The organism is Streptomyces sp. (assembly GCF_035645055.1).
GTDB lineage: Bacteria > Actinomycetota > Actinomycetes > Streptomycetales > Streptomycetaceae > Streptomyces.
Window position 1 is genome coordinate 157,742 of record NZ_DASQNH010000021.1, and the last position, 15,756, is coordinate 173,497.

The 15,756-nt window shown below is 73.3% G+C and carries 11 protein-coding genes and 2 pseudogenes; 5 read left to right on the top strand and 8 right to left on the bottom strand.

The features are described 5' to 3' along the window. Positions 1-11: 11 nt before the first annotated feature. Positions 12-656 (bottom strand): annotated as a pseudogene (locus VE614_RS07365) (phosphoribosyltransferase); the annotation flags it as partial. Continuing rightward, the gene (locus VE614_RS07370) at positions 653-1,246 is read right to left on the bottom strand and encodes an Hsp20/alpha crystallin family protein (RefSeq protein ID WP_324933834.1); all 594 of its coding nucleotides are present in this window, start codon (positions 1,244-1,246) and stop codon (positions 653-655) included. The pseudogene VE614_RS07365 and the gene VE614_RS07370, both read right to left, overlap by 4 nt. A 92-nt stretch (positions 1,247-1,338) precedes the next feature. Here VE614_RS07370 and VE614_RS07375 point away from each other — a divergent pair, with 92 nt between their 5' ends. Then, positions 1,339-2,442, top strand: a complete 1,104-nt coding sequence (locus VE614_RS07375) for a CapA family protein (RefSeq protein WP_324933836.1) — start codon at positions 1,339-1,341, stop codon at positions 2,440-2,442. 37 nt (positions 2,443-2,479) lie between these two features. Here the strand turns inward: VE614_RS07375 and VE614_RS07380 are convergent, their stop codons facing one another. Further along, positions 2,480-6,472: a glycoside hydrolase family 2 TIM barrel-domain containing protein gene (locus tag VE614_RS07380; RefSeq protein ID WP_324933838.1), complete on the bottom strand. Its 3,993-nt coding sequence runs from the start codon at positions 6,470-6,472 to the stop codon at positions 2,480-2,482. A gap of 272 nt (positions 6,473-6,744) precedes the next feature. Between VE614_RS07380 and VE614_RS07385 the strand changes: the two genes are divergently transcribed. Next, positions 6,745-7,491: a DUF4142 domain-containing protein gene (locus VE614_RS07385; RefSeq protein ID WP_324933840.1), complete on the top strand. Its 747-nt coding sequence runs from the start codon at positions 6,745-6,747 to the stop codon at positions 7,489-7,491. 129 nt (positions 7,492-7,620) lie between these two features. Then, a complete protein-coding gene (locus tag VE614_RS07390; RefSeq protein ID WP_324933842.1) occupies positions 7,621-8,316 on the top strand; it encodes a type 1 glutamine amidotransferase domain-containing protein in 696 nt (231 codons plus the stop codon). A 48-nt stretch (positions 8,317-8,364) separates the two neighbouring features. On the opposite strand, the gene VE614_RS07395 is transcribed toward VE614_RS07390, so the two are convergent. After that, the gene (locus VE614_RS07395) at positions 8,365-8,790 is read right to left on the bottom strand and encodes a nuclear transport factor 2 family protein (RefSeq protein WP_324933844.1); all 426 of its coding nucleotides are present in this window, start codon (positions 8,788-8,790) and stop codon (positions 8,365-8,367) included. Between the two features lie 111 nt (positions 8,791-8,901). Here VE614_RS07395 and VE614_RS07400 point away from each other — a divergent pair, with 111 nt between their 5' ends. After that, a complete protein-coding gene (locus VE614_RS07400) occupies positions 8,902-9,474 on the top strand; it encodes a PadR family transcriptional regulator (protein ID WP_324933846.1) in 573 nt (190 codons plus the stop codon). Positions 9,475-9,483: 9 nt separating this feature from the next. After that, the gene (locus VE614_RS07405) at positions 9,484-10,443 is read left to right on the top strand and encodes a LysR family transcriptional regulator (RefSeq protein ID WP_414719539.1); all 960 of its coding nucleotides are present in this window, start codon (positions 9,484-9,486) and stop codon (positions 10,441-10,443) included. Between the two features lie 300 nt (positions 10,444-10,743). On the opposite strand, the gene VE614_RS07415 is transcribed toward VE614_RS07405, so the two are convergent. The 4 genes and pseudogenes from VE614_RS07415 to VE614_RS07430 all read right to left on the bottom strand — a co-directional run bounded on the left by VE614_RS07415 (position 10,744) and on the right by VE614_RS07430 (position 15,601). Further along, positions 10,744-11,295 (bottom strand): O-acetyl-ADP-ribose deacetylase, encoded by a 552-nt coding sequence (locus tag VE614_RS07415; protein WP_324933850.1) that lies wholly within the window; start codon positions 11,293-11,295, stop codon positions 10,744-10,746. Continuing rightward, positions 11,292-12,704: an NAD(P)/FAD-dependent oxidoreductase gene (locus VE614_RS07420; protein WP_324933852.1), complete on the bottom strand. Its 1,413-nt coding sequence runs from the start codon at positions 12,702-12,704 to the stop codon at positions 11,292-11,294. Before VE614_RS07420 ends, VE614_RS07415 begins: the two co-directional genes overlap by 4 nt. Positions 12,705-12,803: 99 nt before the next feature. Then, positions 12,804-13,649, bottom strand: coding sequence for an inositol monophosphatase family protein (locus tag VE614_RS07425; RefSeq protein WP_324933854.1), 846 nt, complete (start codon positions 13,647-13,649; stop codon positions 12,804-12,806). Positions 13,650-13,738: 89 nt separating this feature from the next. After that, a pseudogene (locus VE614_RS07430) lies at positions 13,739-15,601 on the bottom strand (gamma-glutamyltransferase family protein). Positions 15,602-15,756 lie beyond the last annotated feature (155 nt).

A 15,756-nucleotide genomic window follows, 5' to 3' on the forward strand; every position in this document is an offset into this window, starting at 1 on the left:
CCTCCTAACCGCCGCAGGGCGTTCAGGACGTCGTCGTCGGTGAGCTGGTCGAAGTTCTCGTACCACAGGCCGACCGCGTGGAAGGGGCTGGGACGCAGCAGGCAGACCACGTCGTCGGCCTCGCCGCGCAGCAGCTCGGACGCCTCCGCGGAGCACACCGGCGCGGCCATCACGATCCGCTCCGGCTCCCGGCCGCGCACGGCGCGGACGGCGGCGCGGGCGGTGGCGCCGGTGGCCAGCCCGTCGTCGACGAGGATGGCGGTACGGCCGCGCAGCTCCGGCGCGGGGCGGCCCTGCCGGTAGCGCTCCTCGCGGCGGCGCAGCTCGGCCCGTTCCCGTTCCACCACGGGGGCGAGGTCGGCCTCCGTGAGCCCGGTCTGCTCCAGGGACCGCCGGTCGAACAGCGGGGGCTCGTCCCCGGCGATGGCGCCCACCGCGAACTCCTCGTGGAACGGGGCCCCGATCTTGCGGACCACGAACACGTCGAGGGGCGCACCGAGGGCCCGGGCGACCTCCTGGGCGACCGTGACGCCGCCGCGGGGCAGGGCCAGGACGACGGGGTGCGGGAGCAGGCCCTTCTCCTGGAGGATGCGCAGGTGCTCGGCCAGTTCACGGCCGGCGTGCGCCCGGTCGTGGAACCGTGTGCGCGTGGTCATGTGTCCGCCCCCGTCCGGTACGTCTCCGGGTTCGTCCCCCGGTCCGATTGCGCGTGCGTCTCCGTGATCGTCTCCCGGTCCGCGCCGCCGATGGGCAGGCGGCGTCGTTCCGGTGCCGCGGACTTGGGCAGGCGGATCCGCAGGATGCCGTCGGTCAGGTCCGCCTCCGCCCGGTCCGGGTCCGCGCCGGTGGGCAGGCAGGTGCGGTGGAAGAAACGGCCTCCGCGCCCGGGGACCGGGCGGGCCCGCCGTTCCTCCCCCGGGTCGCCGGAGTCGCCCGAGATCCGCAGTTCGCGCTCGTCGATGTCGACGGTGATCCGCTCGCGCGGGATCCCGGGCAGCCCGGCGCGGATCTCGTACGCCTCGTCGGTCTCGTCCTCCTCGACCGCGGGCACCCAGGCGAAGCCGCCGCCCCACCCGGAAGATCCCCGGCCGAAGTCCCGCGCCGGTGTTCCCCGGTCGACGGCGCCGTCCGTGTCACGCCACAGCCGCCGCAGCTCCGCGAGCGGGTCCCGGTCCCACGGCCCGCCCCGGCCGGGCCCCCGCCGTGGCTCCAGGGGGCCGCCGCCACGCCGCGCAGGCGTGTTCATGGCACGCCTCCCTTCTGATGAGGTACCTCACGGGGCCCGGGTTTCCCCGGCGACGCGACCCACACGTGGCGGTGTGGGCCTACGGTGGAGACATGGACGGCGGTGTCGTGACGCTGTTCCTGTGCGGGGACGTGATGCTCGGGCGCGGCGTCGACCAGATCCTGGCGCACCCCGGCGATCCGGGGCTGCGGGAGGACTACGTGCGCGACGCCCGCGGTTATGTGGCGCTGGCGGAGGCGGTGAACGGGCCGGTGCCCGCGCCGGTGGGCCCGGAGTGGCCGTGGGGAGAGGCACTGGGCGTGCTCGCGGAGGCCGCGCCGGACGTGCGGATCGTGAACCTGGAGACGGCCGTGACGGCCGACGGCTCGTTCGCGCCCGGCAAGGCGGTGCACTACCGGATGCACCCGGCGAACCTGCCCGCCCTGACGGTGGCCCGGCCCGATGTGTGCGTCCTCGCCAACAACCATGTGCTGGACTTCGGCCACCGGGGCCTGGCGGAGACGCTGGACGTGCTGGCCGGTGCCGGGCTGCGGGTGGCGGGCGCGGGCCGGGACGCGGACGAGGCGTACGCGCCCGCCGTGATCGACAGCGGTTCCGGCGCGCGGGTGCTGGTCTTCGCGCTCGGCATGGCCTCCAGCGGGATCCCGTCCGGCTGGGCGGCGACGCCGGAGCGGTGCGGGGTGGCGTACACGTCCGTGCCGTCGCCCCCGGCCGCCGACGAGGTGCTGCGCCGGGTGGGCCTGGCGCGGCGGCCCGGCGACATCGTGGTCGTCTCCGTGCACTGGGGCTCCAACTGGGGGCACCGCATCCCCCAGGACCAGGTGCGTTTCGCGCACACGCTGGTCGACGGCGGGGTGGATGTCGTCCACGGCCACTCCTCGCACCATCCGCGCCGGATCGAGGTGTACCGGGAGCGGCTGGTGCTGTACGGCTGCGGGGACTTCATCGACGACTACGAGGGGATCGTCGGCCACGAGGAGTACCGCGACGACCTGCGGCTGGCCCTCCTGGTGTCGGTGGAGGCGGAGACGGGACGGCTGGCCGGTCTGCGCATGGTGCCGTTCCAGGCGCGGCGGATGCGGCTGGAACACCCGGCCGGAGACGACCGCGCCTGGCTGCGCATGACGCTCGACGGCGTGGCCGTCGGCGCCGATGTCGTCTCCGGTCCGGAGGGCACCCTCGAAGCGCGATGGTGAGCGCGCCCGCGACGCTCCCCGCCGCTTCGCCCGCCCCCTACGCCTCCGTGGCCGTCGGCCGCCGCGAGGCCGCCATCGCCTGCGCCACGTCGGCCAGGGGGCGCAGCCGGTAGCTGTAGGAGTGGTCACGGTCGGCGAACAGCTTGTACTCGTCGTGCGTGTGGGCGCCCCAGCTGTTGTCGCCGCCCACGCCCATCTGCCGGTGGTTGACCCGCAGCACGACCTCGTCGCGGGGGGTGAGCTGGTAGTCGTGGCGCACCCCGGAGGAGAGGTCCTCGGGGGTGAAGTGCGAGGCGTTGACCTCCACCAGCGGCTCCCCGCTGACCAGCAGCCCGGCGCCGCTGTCGTCGGTGAGCGCGATCCAGCGGACGTCGGTCTTGTTGCCGTTCTCCTGCGGGCGCAGGTACGGCGTCCACTGTCCGGAGACCGTGCCGGAGTACAGGCCCACGTCGGTCGCGTTGTTGCGGTCCCACTGGTTCTCCTCGGGGCCCCGGCCGTAGTAGTGCAGCCGGTCCAGGCGGCGCGGGAGGAAGAGGATGGTGCCGACCTCGGGGATGTACGGCAGGCTGGGCGCGCCCGGGCGCAGGGTGTGGTCGACCTTGATCTCGCCGTTGCCGAAGACGGTGTACGTGAGGGTGTACGCCGACGCGGTGCTGGTGGGCAGCGTGCCGCTGACCTCGATCCGGACGGCCCGGTCGTTCAGGGGGGTCACGCGCACGCCGGTCACCGTGCGCCGGGCTCCGGCGTCGCGCCAGGTCTGGTTGCGGGTGTGCTGGCCGTTGCCCCGGTCGTTGTCGGTGGGCGCGCGCCAGAAGTTCGGCACCGGGCCGGAGGTGATCAGGCGGCGCCCCGCGGCCTCGTACGAGGTGATGGTCCCGCTGCGCTTGTCGACGGTCACCGAGAAGTTCTCGCCGCGTACCGTGACGGCCGTCTCGCCGTCATGGAGGCGCAGCGCGGGGACGCTGTCCAGCGGTACCGGTGTGACGGCCGGCCCGCCCGTGGCGAGGGGGAGCTGCTGCTTGGCCACCTCGAAACCGGGCTCCGCCCAGGGGGTGGGCTCCTTGGTGGTGAAGGACAGGTGCAGGAAGTACTCGGCGCCGGGCGCCGGGTTCTCCGGCAGCCGCACGGGCACCGTGATCTCCTTGCGGGTCAGCGGCGGCACGTCCAGCTGGTCGTGGGTGAGCCTGCCGCGCCGGACGACCCTGCCGTCGGCGACCAGGGACCAGCGGCCGTCGAACTCGCGGAGGCTGGTGAACAGGTACTCGTTGGTGAGGGTGATCCGGCCCGCGGGGGTGAGGGTGTCACCGGCGGCGGGGGCGGCGTTGATCGCCTGGTAGATCTGCTTGACCTCGGCGGCCTTGCCGGTGTGACCGCGGTCGGCGGTGACGATGCCGTCACCCGCGAAGGCGCCGTCGTTGGGGTTGTCGCCCCAGTCGCCGCCGTAGGCGTAGAACGTCCTGTCGTGGGGCCGCCGCTCGGTGAGCCGGACGGTGGCGGCGTCGAACCAGAACCGCACGCCCTCGTCGCCGGGGCCCCGGCCGTCGGTGGCCAGCTCGGCGGCCGTGAGGGCGCGGGCGTACACGCGGGCCCGCCGGATGGTGCCGCTGAACTCGCGGGTCGGGTTGTCGACGTCGGTGGCGAGGGCGAGGGGCGCCGTGGTGACGGCGGGGCGCCGGGTGGTGGTCCGGGTGGCCCGCACCGAGCCGTCGACGTACAGGGTCAGCGTGCCCGCGTCCGCGTCGAAGACGCCGGCGATGTGATGCTCGCGGCCCGTCCAGTCGTCCGGCAGCGCCCAGTTCGCGGCGATCCACTGGCCGCCGCCGTGGATGAAGAACTCCAGCGACTCGTTGGTCTGCTTGAGGGCGTACTGGGTGTCGCCCTTGGCGAGGATCGGCTGGTGATAGCCCGTCACGTGCGGGGTGACCCAGGCCTCCAGGGTGAGGGAGCCGGTGAGGTCGAGGCGCGCGTCGCGGGGGAAGACGGTGGCTCCCGAGACGCCCTTGGCGCGGTCGAAGCTGCCGCTGGGATTGACGATCTCGCCGCGCAGCCCGCCCGGCCCCTGCTCCGTCAGCAGTTTGCGGGAGGGGGTGGGCCACTTCAGGGCCTGATCGGCGAAATCCCAGATCCAGCCGCCCTGGAGCACGTCGTGACGGCGGACGATGTCCCAGTACTTCTTGAAGTTGCCGTTGGAGTTCCCCATGCCGTGCGAGTACTCGATCATGACGTACGGCCGGGTGTCGCGGGTGTCCTTCGCGCGGCCCTCGACGGTCTGGGGGCTGTCGTACATCTCGGAGCGGATGTCACTGATGCCCGGGCGGTCGTCCCCCTCGTACTGGATGACCCGGGTGGGGTCGTACGACTTGATCCAGTCGTGCATAGCGTTGAAGGTGCTGCCGCCGCCCGCCTCGTTGCCGAGCGACCAGATGACGACCGAGGCGTGGTTCTTGTCCCGGTGGACCATGTTCTGGGCCCTGGCCACGCACGCCTCGGTCCACTCGGGGTGGTTGCCCGGGTACTCGCCGCGGATGCCGTGGGTCTCCAGATTGGTCTCGTCGACGAGGTACAGGCCGTACTCGTCGGCCAGCTCCAGCCAGAGCGGGTTGTTGGGGTAGTGCGAGGTGCGGACGGAGTTGATGTTCAGGCGCTTGATGACCTCGATGTCCTCGACCATGTCCGCGCGGGTGAGCGCCGAGCCGTGGACGGGATGCATCTCGTGGCGGTTGGTGCCGCGGAAGGAGACCGGCTGTCCGTTGATCCGCATCAGGCCGTCCTTGAGGGCGAACTCCCTCAGGCCGACCCGGTGCGAGAGGGTCTCGGTCACCTTTCCGGCGGGGTCGCGCAGCTGGAGGACGGCGGTGTAGAGGTAGGGGTGCTCGGCCGACCAGAGGCGGGGTTCGGGGACCTCCCGGGCGGCCTCGACGGTGGCCTCGCCGCCGGGCGGTACGTCGGCGGATCGCTGGAGGGGCCGACGCCAGACGGGGCGGCCGTCGGCGTCGTACAGCATGATGTCGACCGTGTACCGTCCGCCGCCTACGGGATTTCGCCCACCGTCGCCGGTATTCCGTCCGCCCTCGCCACCGTGGCCCTCCCCGTACGCACGCACATGCGCCGTGACCTTCAGTCCGGCCGTGGTGCAGTCGTCGCCGAGCGGGGTGTCCAGCTTGAAGTCCCGCAGGTGCACGACCGGGGTGGAGTACAGGTAGACCGAGCGGAAGATGCCGCTCAGCCGGATCATGTCCTGGTCCTCCAGCCAGTCCCCGTCGGAGTAGCGGTACACCTCGACGGCGATCTGGTTGGTGCCCGGCTTGAGGAGCCGGGTGATGTCGTACTCGGCGGCGGTGTACGAGTCCTCGCTGTAGCCCGCCAGCTCGCCGTTGATCCAGACGTAGTGGGCGGACTTCACCCCCTCGAAGTGCAGGAAGGTCCGCCGTCCCGTCCAGTTCCGGGGCACCGTGAAGGTGCGCCGGTACTGGCCGACCGGGTTGTAGCGGGTGGGGGCGGCCGGCGGCTGGGCGTCCTCGCCGAGGCCGTTGGGGCCCCACCAGGGGTAGGTGATGTTGACGTAGACCGGACGGTCGTAGCCGTGCAGCTGCCAGGCGGAGGGGACGGGCAGGGTGTCCCAGCCGCGGTCGTCGAGGTCGGTGCGGTGGAAATCGGGGTCGCGGTCGTCGGGGCGCTCGGCGTGGGCGAACCTCCAGATGCCGTCGAGGCTCAGCCGGTACGGCGATCGGGTGCGGTCGGCGGCCAGGGCCTGGCGGAGGTCGCCGTACGGCATCAGGGTGGTGTGCGGCGGTTCGGTGCCCAGCCGGAAGACGTCGATGCTGCCGTTCCACTCCGGGCTGCCGTCCGGGGCGGCGGCGAGTCCGCCGGTGACGCGTCCGCCGGTGGCGTGCGCCGCGCCGGGCGGTGCGGACAGGGCGAGCGCGCCGAGGACGGCGGCGCCCCCTTCCAGCAGCCGGCGGCGGCTGACGAACGGGCGGTCGGCGGGCGGTTCGGGGCGGTGGGCGTGCGGCGCGTGCGGGTGCGGCATGACCGTGACCTTCCTCGGGTGAAAACCCCTCAACTCACGGGTCCCAGGGGGCTTCTGAGCCTCGGTCACACTAGAACTCCAACACAACCGAAGCAATGACGCCGTCGCGGTCTGTTCGGTTCTGTTGGGCCAGTCGGCCGACATGCGCCCCCGTCCGGCCGGTTGTGGCGCACCCCACACCACCCGGCGAAAGAATTTCCCGGACTCGCTGATCGATCCGCCCGGCCCGTGCGTACCTCCTGGCGTACAACGCGCTCGCGTCTGGAGGCAGCATGCGGATGTCCCGCAACACGGCAGGAAGCGTCTTCGTGTTCGGCGCGCTGGGTCTGACCCTGGCGGCGCTCGCGTATCCCGCCATGCTCGGGGTGGAGAACACGTCCACGACGGCGGACCGCATCATCGCCAACACTCGCTACGGTCCGCTGACCGAGGCCGACCGCGACTTCGTGGTGAAGGTGCGGGCGGCGGGGCTGTGGGAGTACCCGCTGGGCGAGCTGGCGATGGAGCGGGGGACCACGCCGGAGATGAAGGAGGCCGGTGCGCATCTGATCGTCGGCCACTCCCGGCTGGACGAGACCTGCCGCAGGATAGCGCCGGAGCTGGGCATCACCCTGCCCAACCAGGCCAGTCCCCAGCAGCAGCAGTTCGTGGCGACCGCGGCGGCGGAGAACGGCCGGCAGTTCGACTCCACGGCCGTCACCATCATGCGGGTCACGCACGGGCAGATCTTCCCGGTCGTGGCCAAGGTCCGCGCCAACACCCGCAACAGCCTGGTACGGGAACTCGCCGACCAGGCCAACGACACGGTGCTCGACCACATCACCGTGCTGGAGAAGACCGGCCTGGTCAATCACGAGCAGGTGAACTTCCAGCAGACCTCCCCGCCTAAGCTGCCCAAGGAACAGCTCACCCCGCCCCCGCCGCAGCCGGGCTCGCCGGTCCTCGTACTGGAGCCCCGGCCGGATCTGAACATCAACACGGCGACGCCCTCCCCGACGCCCGCGCCGACGTCCCGGTAAGGAGCCGTTCGGGTTATTCCTCGGAATCCATTGGCATCCCTATGCCGGACATTGGATTCGTCATTGGAAACGCTCTGGCGGGCAGGCCTAACGTCGACGGCAACGAAGCACCCCTTTGGGAGAGGCAACATGTCGAAGATCCTGTTCGTGATGACCGGCGCCGACCACTGGACGCTGAACGACGGCACCCGGCACCCCACCGGCTTCTGGGCCGAGGAGGCCGTCGCCCCGTACGAGGCGTTCCGGGCCGCCGGGCACGAGATCGTCGTCGCCACGCCGGGCGGCGTCGTGCCCACCGTCGACAAGGCCAGCCTGGCCGCCGAGGTCAACGGGGGCCAGGAGGGCGCCGACCGGATCGCGGCGGCGCTGGCCGCGATGACCGAGCTGGAGCGGCCGGTCCGCCTGGAGGACGTCGACCTCGACGAGTACGCGGCCGTGTTCTACCCCGGCGGCCACGGCCCGATGGAGGACCTGGCCGTGGACGCCACCTCCGGCCGGCTGCTGGTCGACGTGCTCGCCTCCGGCAAGCCGCTGGCCGTGGTCTGCCACGGCCCGGCCGCGCTGCTGGCCGCGACGCGTGAGGACGGCTCGAACGCGTTCGCCGGGTACGAGGTGGCCGCGTTCACCGACGCCGAGGAGGTCCAGGGCGGCCTGGCGGACAAGGCGAAGTGGCTGCTGGAGTCGCGGCTCACCGAGGCCGGGGTGACCGTGCGCGCCGGTGAGCCGTGGGCGCCGAACGTGGTCGTCGACCGCAACCTGGTGACCGGGCAGAACCCCGCGTCGTCCGCCCCGCTCGCCGCGGAGCTGCTGAAGAAGCTGGCCTGAGCCGGCCGGACGCCCGGCCGGAGCGGACCGGGCGCCCGGCCGAGCCGGTCAGGCGCCCGCCGCCTCCGCGGCGATCCGGTCGAACTGCGCGCCCATGGCGTCGGCCAGCGCCCGCGCCGCGGACAGGGGGCGGACCATGACCGTGAAGTCGTCGATCCGCCCCTCGGCGTCGAAGTGCAGGAAGTCGCAGCCCTGGATCCGCTTGCCGCCCACCGTGGCGGTGAAGACGAGCGCGTGGTCGCGGCCGCCCGGATCGGCGATCTCCCGGACGTAGCGGAAGTCCTCGAACACGCGCATCACCGCGCGCAGGATCGCCGCGGTGATCGCCTTTCCCTCGTACGGCTTGAACGCCACCGGGCTGGTGAAGACGACGTTCTCCGCCAGCAGCGCCTCCAGCGCCGGAGCGTCGCGCGCCTCGACGGCCTTCCGGAACGCGTGCGGGGATGCCGTGGAACCCGGGAAAGCCATGTCCATGGAAACTCATCTCTCCTGCGCCGGCACCGGCCCCGTACCGCGCCGATACAGGGCGTTACCGCGCCGGTACTCAACAAGTTGAATAGGTGTGTTGGAGAGTAGGGTGGCGGCATGGCTCTGCGCAATGCCGTGATGGCGGCCCTTCTGGAGGGAGAGGCCTCCGGGTACGACCTGGCCAAGGGCTTCGACGCCTCGGTGGCCGACTTCTGGACGGCCACGCCCCAGCAGCTGTACCGGGAACTGGAGCGCATGGAACGCGAAGGCCTGGTCAGCACCCGCCTGGTGCGTCAGGAGCGGCGCCCCGACAAGCGGCTGTTCTCACTGACCGACGCCGGGTACGCGGCCCTGCGCGGCTTTCTCGCCGAGCCGATCCGCAAGCCCACCGCGATCCGCGACGGCCTCATGGTCAAGGTGCGGTGCGTCGACGTGGGCGAGCTGGACGCCGTCCGCGCCCAGATCGCCGAACGCATGGAGTGGGGGCGCGCCAGGCTGGCCCGCTACGAGCGGCTGCGGGAACGACTGCTCCAGGGGCGCGACGAGGCGGGGTACCTGGCCACGGCGGACCGCGTGGGCCCGTATCTGACGCTGCTGCGCGGCATCTCCTTCGAGGAGGAGAACCTCCGCTGGGGGGAGACGGCACTGCGCGTGCTCGACGCGCGGGCCACCGCCATAAGCAGCCGATAGGCTCGCCCCGTGAGGCATAAGGACCCCGATGACTCCGCCGGTCCGGGCGGAGAGCCGGCGCCCGGCGCCCATCCGGTGGCGGACCTGAACCAGCTGCGCACCTTCCTGGCGGTGTACCGCTCGGGCTCGTTCACCGCCGCGGCCGGGCTGCTCGGCGTGTCACAGCCGACCGTGACCACGCAGATCCGCGCGCTGGAACGACAGTCCGGGCGGGAGTTGTTCGAGCGGCTGCCGCGGGGTGTCGCACCGACCGCCGTCGCCCACGACCTCGCCGCCCGGGTGGCGGCCCCGCTGGACGCGCTCGCCGCCGCCACCGGGCAGGACACGGGCGCGGAGGAGCGGGCCGCGCCGGTACATCTGGCGGGTCCGGCCGAGCTGATGTGCGTCCGGGTGCTGCCGGCCCTCGCGCCGCTGACCGCCGAGGGGCTACGGCTGCGAGTGACCCTCGGTCTGACCGAGGCGCTGCTGGCGGAACTGCGCGCCGGGCGGCACGACCTGGTGATCGCCACCTACCGGCCGCGCGGGCGGGCGCTGACCGCGGTGCCCTTGATGGACGAGGAGTTCGTGCTGGTCGCCGCGCCCGTCTGGGCCGGCCGGCTGGCGGGCCGGCTCGCCGCCGAAGGCCCCGACGCGCTGCGCGCCGTCCCGCTCGTCAGCTACGCGGAGGACGTGCCGATCGCCCGCCGCTACTGGCGCCATGTCTTCGGCACCCGGCTGTCCCGCCCCGCCGCCGTCACCGTCCCGGACCTGCGCGGGGTGCTCGCCGCGGTCGTCGCGGGAGCCGGGTTCACCGTGCTGCCGCGCTATCTGTGCCAGGACGAGCTGGCCTCCGGAGCGCTCATGCCGCTGCTGGAGCCGGAGGACCCGCCCATCAACACCGGCTACCTCGTCCAGCGCCCCGGCCGCCCCGAGAACCCGGACGTGCTCCGGGTCCGCGACGTGCTGCTGGAGGCGGGGCGCACATGGTGACCCGGGCGGGCGGTTCGGCGGTTGACGGCCGGCCGGAGGAGGTGTGGGGACAGGCCGACGCGAACGGCGGCACCTGCACGGTGCGCCGGGACGCCTTCGGGCAGCCGTACGAGTCGGTCGATCCGGCCGGGTCCGTCACCCGCCTGGAGTGGACGGCGGACGGCTGGCCGACCCGGCGTACCGCACCCGACGGGTCGAGCGAGCAGTGGACGTATGACGAGGAAGGCAACTGCCTCACCCGCCAGCCTGAAGGACCACAAGCCCCTTCAGGAAACCACGACTCCCCGGCCGCGCCGGTGGTTACGGAGCCGCCGCGCTGCCCTGTCCCTCACCGTGGCGCGGTTCGCGGATCTGCTCGGCGAACGCCTCGTGGGCCCGCTCGTCGAACAGCACGAATCTGACCTCCTCCACCGCCGTGTCCGCCGCCCGCACCGTCTCCACGGCGATGCGGGCGGCGTCGTCCATGGGCCAGCGGTAGACACCCGTGGAGATGGCGGGGAAGGCGACCGTGCGGGCGCCCAGCGCGTCCGCGATCCGCAGCGACTCGCGGTAGCAGCGGGCGAGGAGGTCCGAGCGGTCCTGCTCCTGGGAGAAGACCGGACCGACGGTGTGGATGACCCAGCGGGCGTCCAGCTCACCCGCCGTGGTGGCGACCGCCTGGCCCGTGGGGAGGCCCTTGCCGTACTGGGAGGCACGGAGCTTGCGGCATTCCGCCAGGATCGCGGGGCCGCCGCGGCGGTGGATGGCGCCGTCGACGCCTCCGCCGCCGAGCAGGGAGGAGTTGGCCGCGTTGACGATGGCGTCGGCGGACTCGCGGGTGATGTCGCCCAGGACGAGGGTGAGCGTGGTCATGGTGTCTGCCTCAGCTTTCGCCAGACGGCTTTCGCCGCGTTGTGGCCGGACATGCCGTGCACACCGGGCCCCGGTGGGGTGGCCGACGAGCAGATGAAGACCGCCGGGTGCGGAGTGCGGTACGGGGACAGGGACAGTCGGGGGCGCAGCAGGGTCTGGAGTCCGGAGACCGCGCCGGAGGCGATGTCGCCGCCGACGTAGTTGGCGTTGCGGGCGGCCAGTTCGGGCGGGCCCGCCGTCGCGCGGGCGAGGACGCGGTCGCGGAAGCCCGGGGCGAAGCGCTCCAGTTGGCGTTCGATGGCGTCGGTGAGGTCGCCGGTCCAGCCGGCGGGGACGTGCCCGTACGCCCAGAAGACCTGCTTGCCCTCGGGGGCGCGGGTGGGGTCGACGACGCTCGGCTGCACGGTGATCAGGAACGGGCGGTCGGGTGCGCGGCCCTCGCGGGACGCCGCGCGCAGGGCGGCGTCGATCTCCGCGGCGTCCGCGCCGATCTGCACGGTGCCGGCGGTGCGGGCCTCGGGCGCGGTCCACGGGACCGGGCCGTCCAGCGCGTAGTCGACCTTGAAGGCGCCGGGGCCGTACCGGTAGCTGTCGTAGAAGCGGCCGAAGCCGGCGATCCGGGCCAGGGCGGTGGGCGAGGTGTCGAAGACGTAGGCGCGGGCGGGCGGCAGGTCGTCCAGGCGCTTGACCTCGTAGTCGGTGTGGATGGTGCCGCCGAGGTCCTCGAGGTATCCGGCGAGGGCGTCCGAGATGGACTGGGAGCCGCCCTGGGCGACGGGCCAGCCGCGGGCGTGCGCGGCGAGGGCGAAGACCAGGCCGATGGCGCCGGTGGCCGGTCCGCCGAGGGGGGCCATGACGTGGGCGACGAGCCCGGCGAAGAGGGTCTTGGCGCGCTCGTCGTGGAAGCGGCGGGTCAGCCAGGTGGACGGGGGCAGGCCGACCAGGCCGAAGCGGGCGAGGGTGACCGGGTCGCGCGGCAGCGCGGTGAGCGGCAGGGACATGAAGTCCCGGACGAGGGTGTCCCACCGGGGCAGGAACGGCTCGACCAGCCTGCGGTACGGCCCCGCGTCTCGGGGGCCGAGGGACGCGGCGGTCTCCGCGACCGAGCGGGACAGCACGGCGGCGGTGCCGTCGGTGAAGGGGTGGGCCATGGGCAGCTCGGGCTGGAGCCAGCGCAGGCCGTACCGCTCCAGCGGCAGGGCGCGGAACGCGGGCGAGTTGATGCCGAGCGGGTGGGCGGCGGCACACGGGTCGTGCCGGAAGCCGGGCAGGGTCAGCTCCTCGGTGCGGGATCCCCCGCCGATGGTGTCCCGCGCCTCGAAGAGGGCCACGGAGAAACCGCGGCGGGCCAGCTCCACGGCAGCCGTCAGTCCGTTCGGCCCCGCACCCACCACGACCACATCGAGCATCGACGGCACTGTCGGACCCCTTCGTCAGCCGATGGCCACTGGAAATCAGGATATGCCGGGGCGCTGTCAGTCCCGTGCGACGGGGGCCCCTGGGGCCGGTCAGCCCGCCGAGGCCAGCAGCGCCGCAACCCGGCGGGCCGTCGCCGCGTCACGGGCGGCGGTGAACGGCAGGGTGTTGCCGCCGGTGATACGGAACGGCTCGCCGGTGCGGGTCAGATGGGCGCCGCCCGCCTCCTCGACGAGGAGCAGGCCCGCCGCGTGATCCCACGCGGCCTCCCAGGAGAACGCCGTCGCGTCCGACTCGCCCCGGGCGACGGCCAGATACTCCAGTCCGGCCGAGCCGCACGGGCGCGGCGCGACACCCTCGGTGCGCAGACCGAGCAGCGCGCGCTTCTGGTCGTCCGTGGTGTAGTCGGGGTGGGAGGTGGCGACGCGCAGGTCCCGGCCCGGCGTGGGCGGGCCCGCGTACAACCGCTCGCCGTCCAGGAAGGCGCCCTGTCCCTTGACCGCCGTGGCGAGTTGGTCGCGGGCGGGCGCGTACGTCCAGGAGGCGTGCAGCACGCCGTGCCGGGCGAGCGCGACCAGGGTGCAGAATCCCTCCTCGCCGTGCACGAACTGCCGGGTCCCGTCGACGGGGTCGACGATCCAGACCGGCGCGTCGCCCCGTATCGCCTCGTACGTGACGGGGTTGGCGTGCACCGCCTCCTCGCCGACGACGACCGAACCGGGCAGCAGCGCGCCCAGCGCCTCGGTCAGATACAGCTCGGCCTTGCGGTCGGCGTCCGTCACCAGGTCGTGCGGGCCGCTCTTCTCGTCGACCTCGTGCGCCGCCAGTTGCCGGAAGCGCGGCATGATCTCCGCGGCGGCCGCCTTGCGGACCGCCTCCTCCACGTCGGCCGCGTGCCGGGCGAGAAACTCGTCCATGGTTCCGCTCTCTTCGATCATGACTCCATGAGAGCACGCGCCACTGACAATCCCCACCCGGCCGGTGCACTCCCGATGGAATCGGGATGAACGGCACGGCGGACACGTGCTCAGCGGCCCACCGCGTACCCCTGCATGCCCCGCGGATTCGCCGCCGCCGACAGCACGCCGGTCTCCGGGTCCCGGGCGACCGCGCACAGCCGCCCCTCCGACCAGGCGTCGCCCACGGTCACCCGGTGACCGCGCCGCCTCAGCTCCGCCAGGACGGCCGGGTCCGTGCGGGACTCCAGGGTCACGCCGCCGGGGCGCATGCCGCGGGGGAAGAAGGAGCCGGGGAAGCTGTCGTTGTGCCAGTTCGGGGCGTCGATCGCGCCCTGGAGGTCGAGTCCGCCGCGGACCGGGCGGCGGAGAGCGACGGCCAGGAAGAAGTGGAGCTGCCACTGGTCCTGCTGGTCGCCGCCGGGGGTGCCGAAGGCCAGCACCGGGGCGCCGTGGCGCAGCGCGATCGACGGGGTGAGCGTGGTGCGGGGGCGGCGGCCCGGGGTGAGGGTGTTCGGCAGGCCCTCCTCCAGCCAGGTCATCTGCAGCCGGGTGCCGAGGGGGAAACCCAGCTCGGGGACGACCGGGTTGGACTGGAGCCAGCCGCCGCTGGGGGTGGCCGCGACCATGTTGCCCCAGCGGTCGACGACGTCCAGATGGCAGGTGTCCCCGCGGGTGCCGCCGTCGGCGGCGACGGCCGGCTCTCCTGATACCGCCGGCTCCCCCGGCATCGCAGGCTCCCCCGGCACGGGCGCTGTCGCGCTCATGGCGACCGTCGGTTCGCCCGCTCCCGCCGCGTCGGCGGCCCGCTCCACGGCGGCCTCCACGCGCGCGTACCGGGACAGTCGCGGGGTCCGGCCGCCGGGGCTGCCGGGCCGCAGCTCGTACGACGCCCGCTCCCCCACCAGGGCCCGCCGCTCCGCGTTGTACGCGTCCGACAGCAGCGCCTCCAGCGGCACCTCGGCGGCGTCGCCGTACCAGGCCTCCCGGTCGGCCATGGCGAGCTTGCAGCCCTCGACGAGCAGGTGGACGTAGTCGGCGGAGCCGTAGGCGGGCAGCTCAGGGGGGAGCAGGGCGAGCTGCTGGAGGAGGACCGGGCCCTGGCTCCAGGGGCCGGCCTTGCACAGGGTCCAGCCGTTCCAGTCGTAGGTGGCGGGCGTCTCGTAGGAGGCCGACCAGGCGGCGAGGTCGTCGCCCGTGAGGGTGCCGGTGTGGCGCTCGCCGCTGGTGTCCAGGGTGGGGCGGCTCGCCTGCCGTACCAGGGCCTCGGCGATGAAGCCGGTGCGCCACACCTCCCGCGCGGCCTCGATCTGCGCCTCCCGGTCCCCGGCACGCGCGACTTCGGCCAGGAGCCGCCGCCAGGTGGCGGCGAGGGCGGGGTTGCGGAACAGCTCCCCGGTCCGGGGGGCCTTTCCGCCGGGCAGGTAGACCTCGGCGGACGTGGTCCATTCCGTCGCGAACAGGTCGCGCACGGTCTCCACGGTCGCGCCGACGTTGTCGACGGGCGCGTGTCCGTGCTCGGCATAGCCGATGGCGTATTTCAGGACGTCGGCGAGGGATTTGGTGCCGTGGTCCCGCAGCAGGAGCATCCAGGCGTCGAACGCGCCGGGCACTGCGGCGGCGAGCGGCCCGGTGCCGGGCACGAGGTCCAGGCCGAGCCCCCGGTAGCGGGCGGCCGTCGCCCCGGCCGGCGCGACGCCCTGCCCGCACAGCACCCGCACCTCGCCGCCCGCCGGGGCGAGCAGGATGGGCACTTCCCCGGCGGGCCCGTTGAGGTGCGGCTCGACGACGTGCAGCACGAACGCGCCCGCGACGGCCGCGTCTTACGCGTTCCCGCCGTCCTCCAGCACGGCCATCGCCGACTGGGACGCCAGCCAGTGGGTGGAGGACACCATGCCGAAGGTGCCCTGAAGGGTGGGTCGGGTGGTGAACATACGGCTTCACACCTCGCTGTCCGCGGAGTCGGGGTCAGGGATCCCGATCACCTGACCCGCCGCAGGCTATCGATCACGGGGCTCCGGCGGGCTTTCCGCACCGTCCGCCGCGATCGGGCAGGGCCGCCCGCCCCGACGGACATACCCGGGCATAC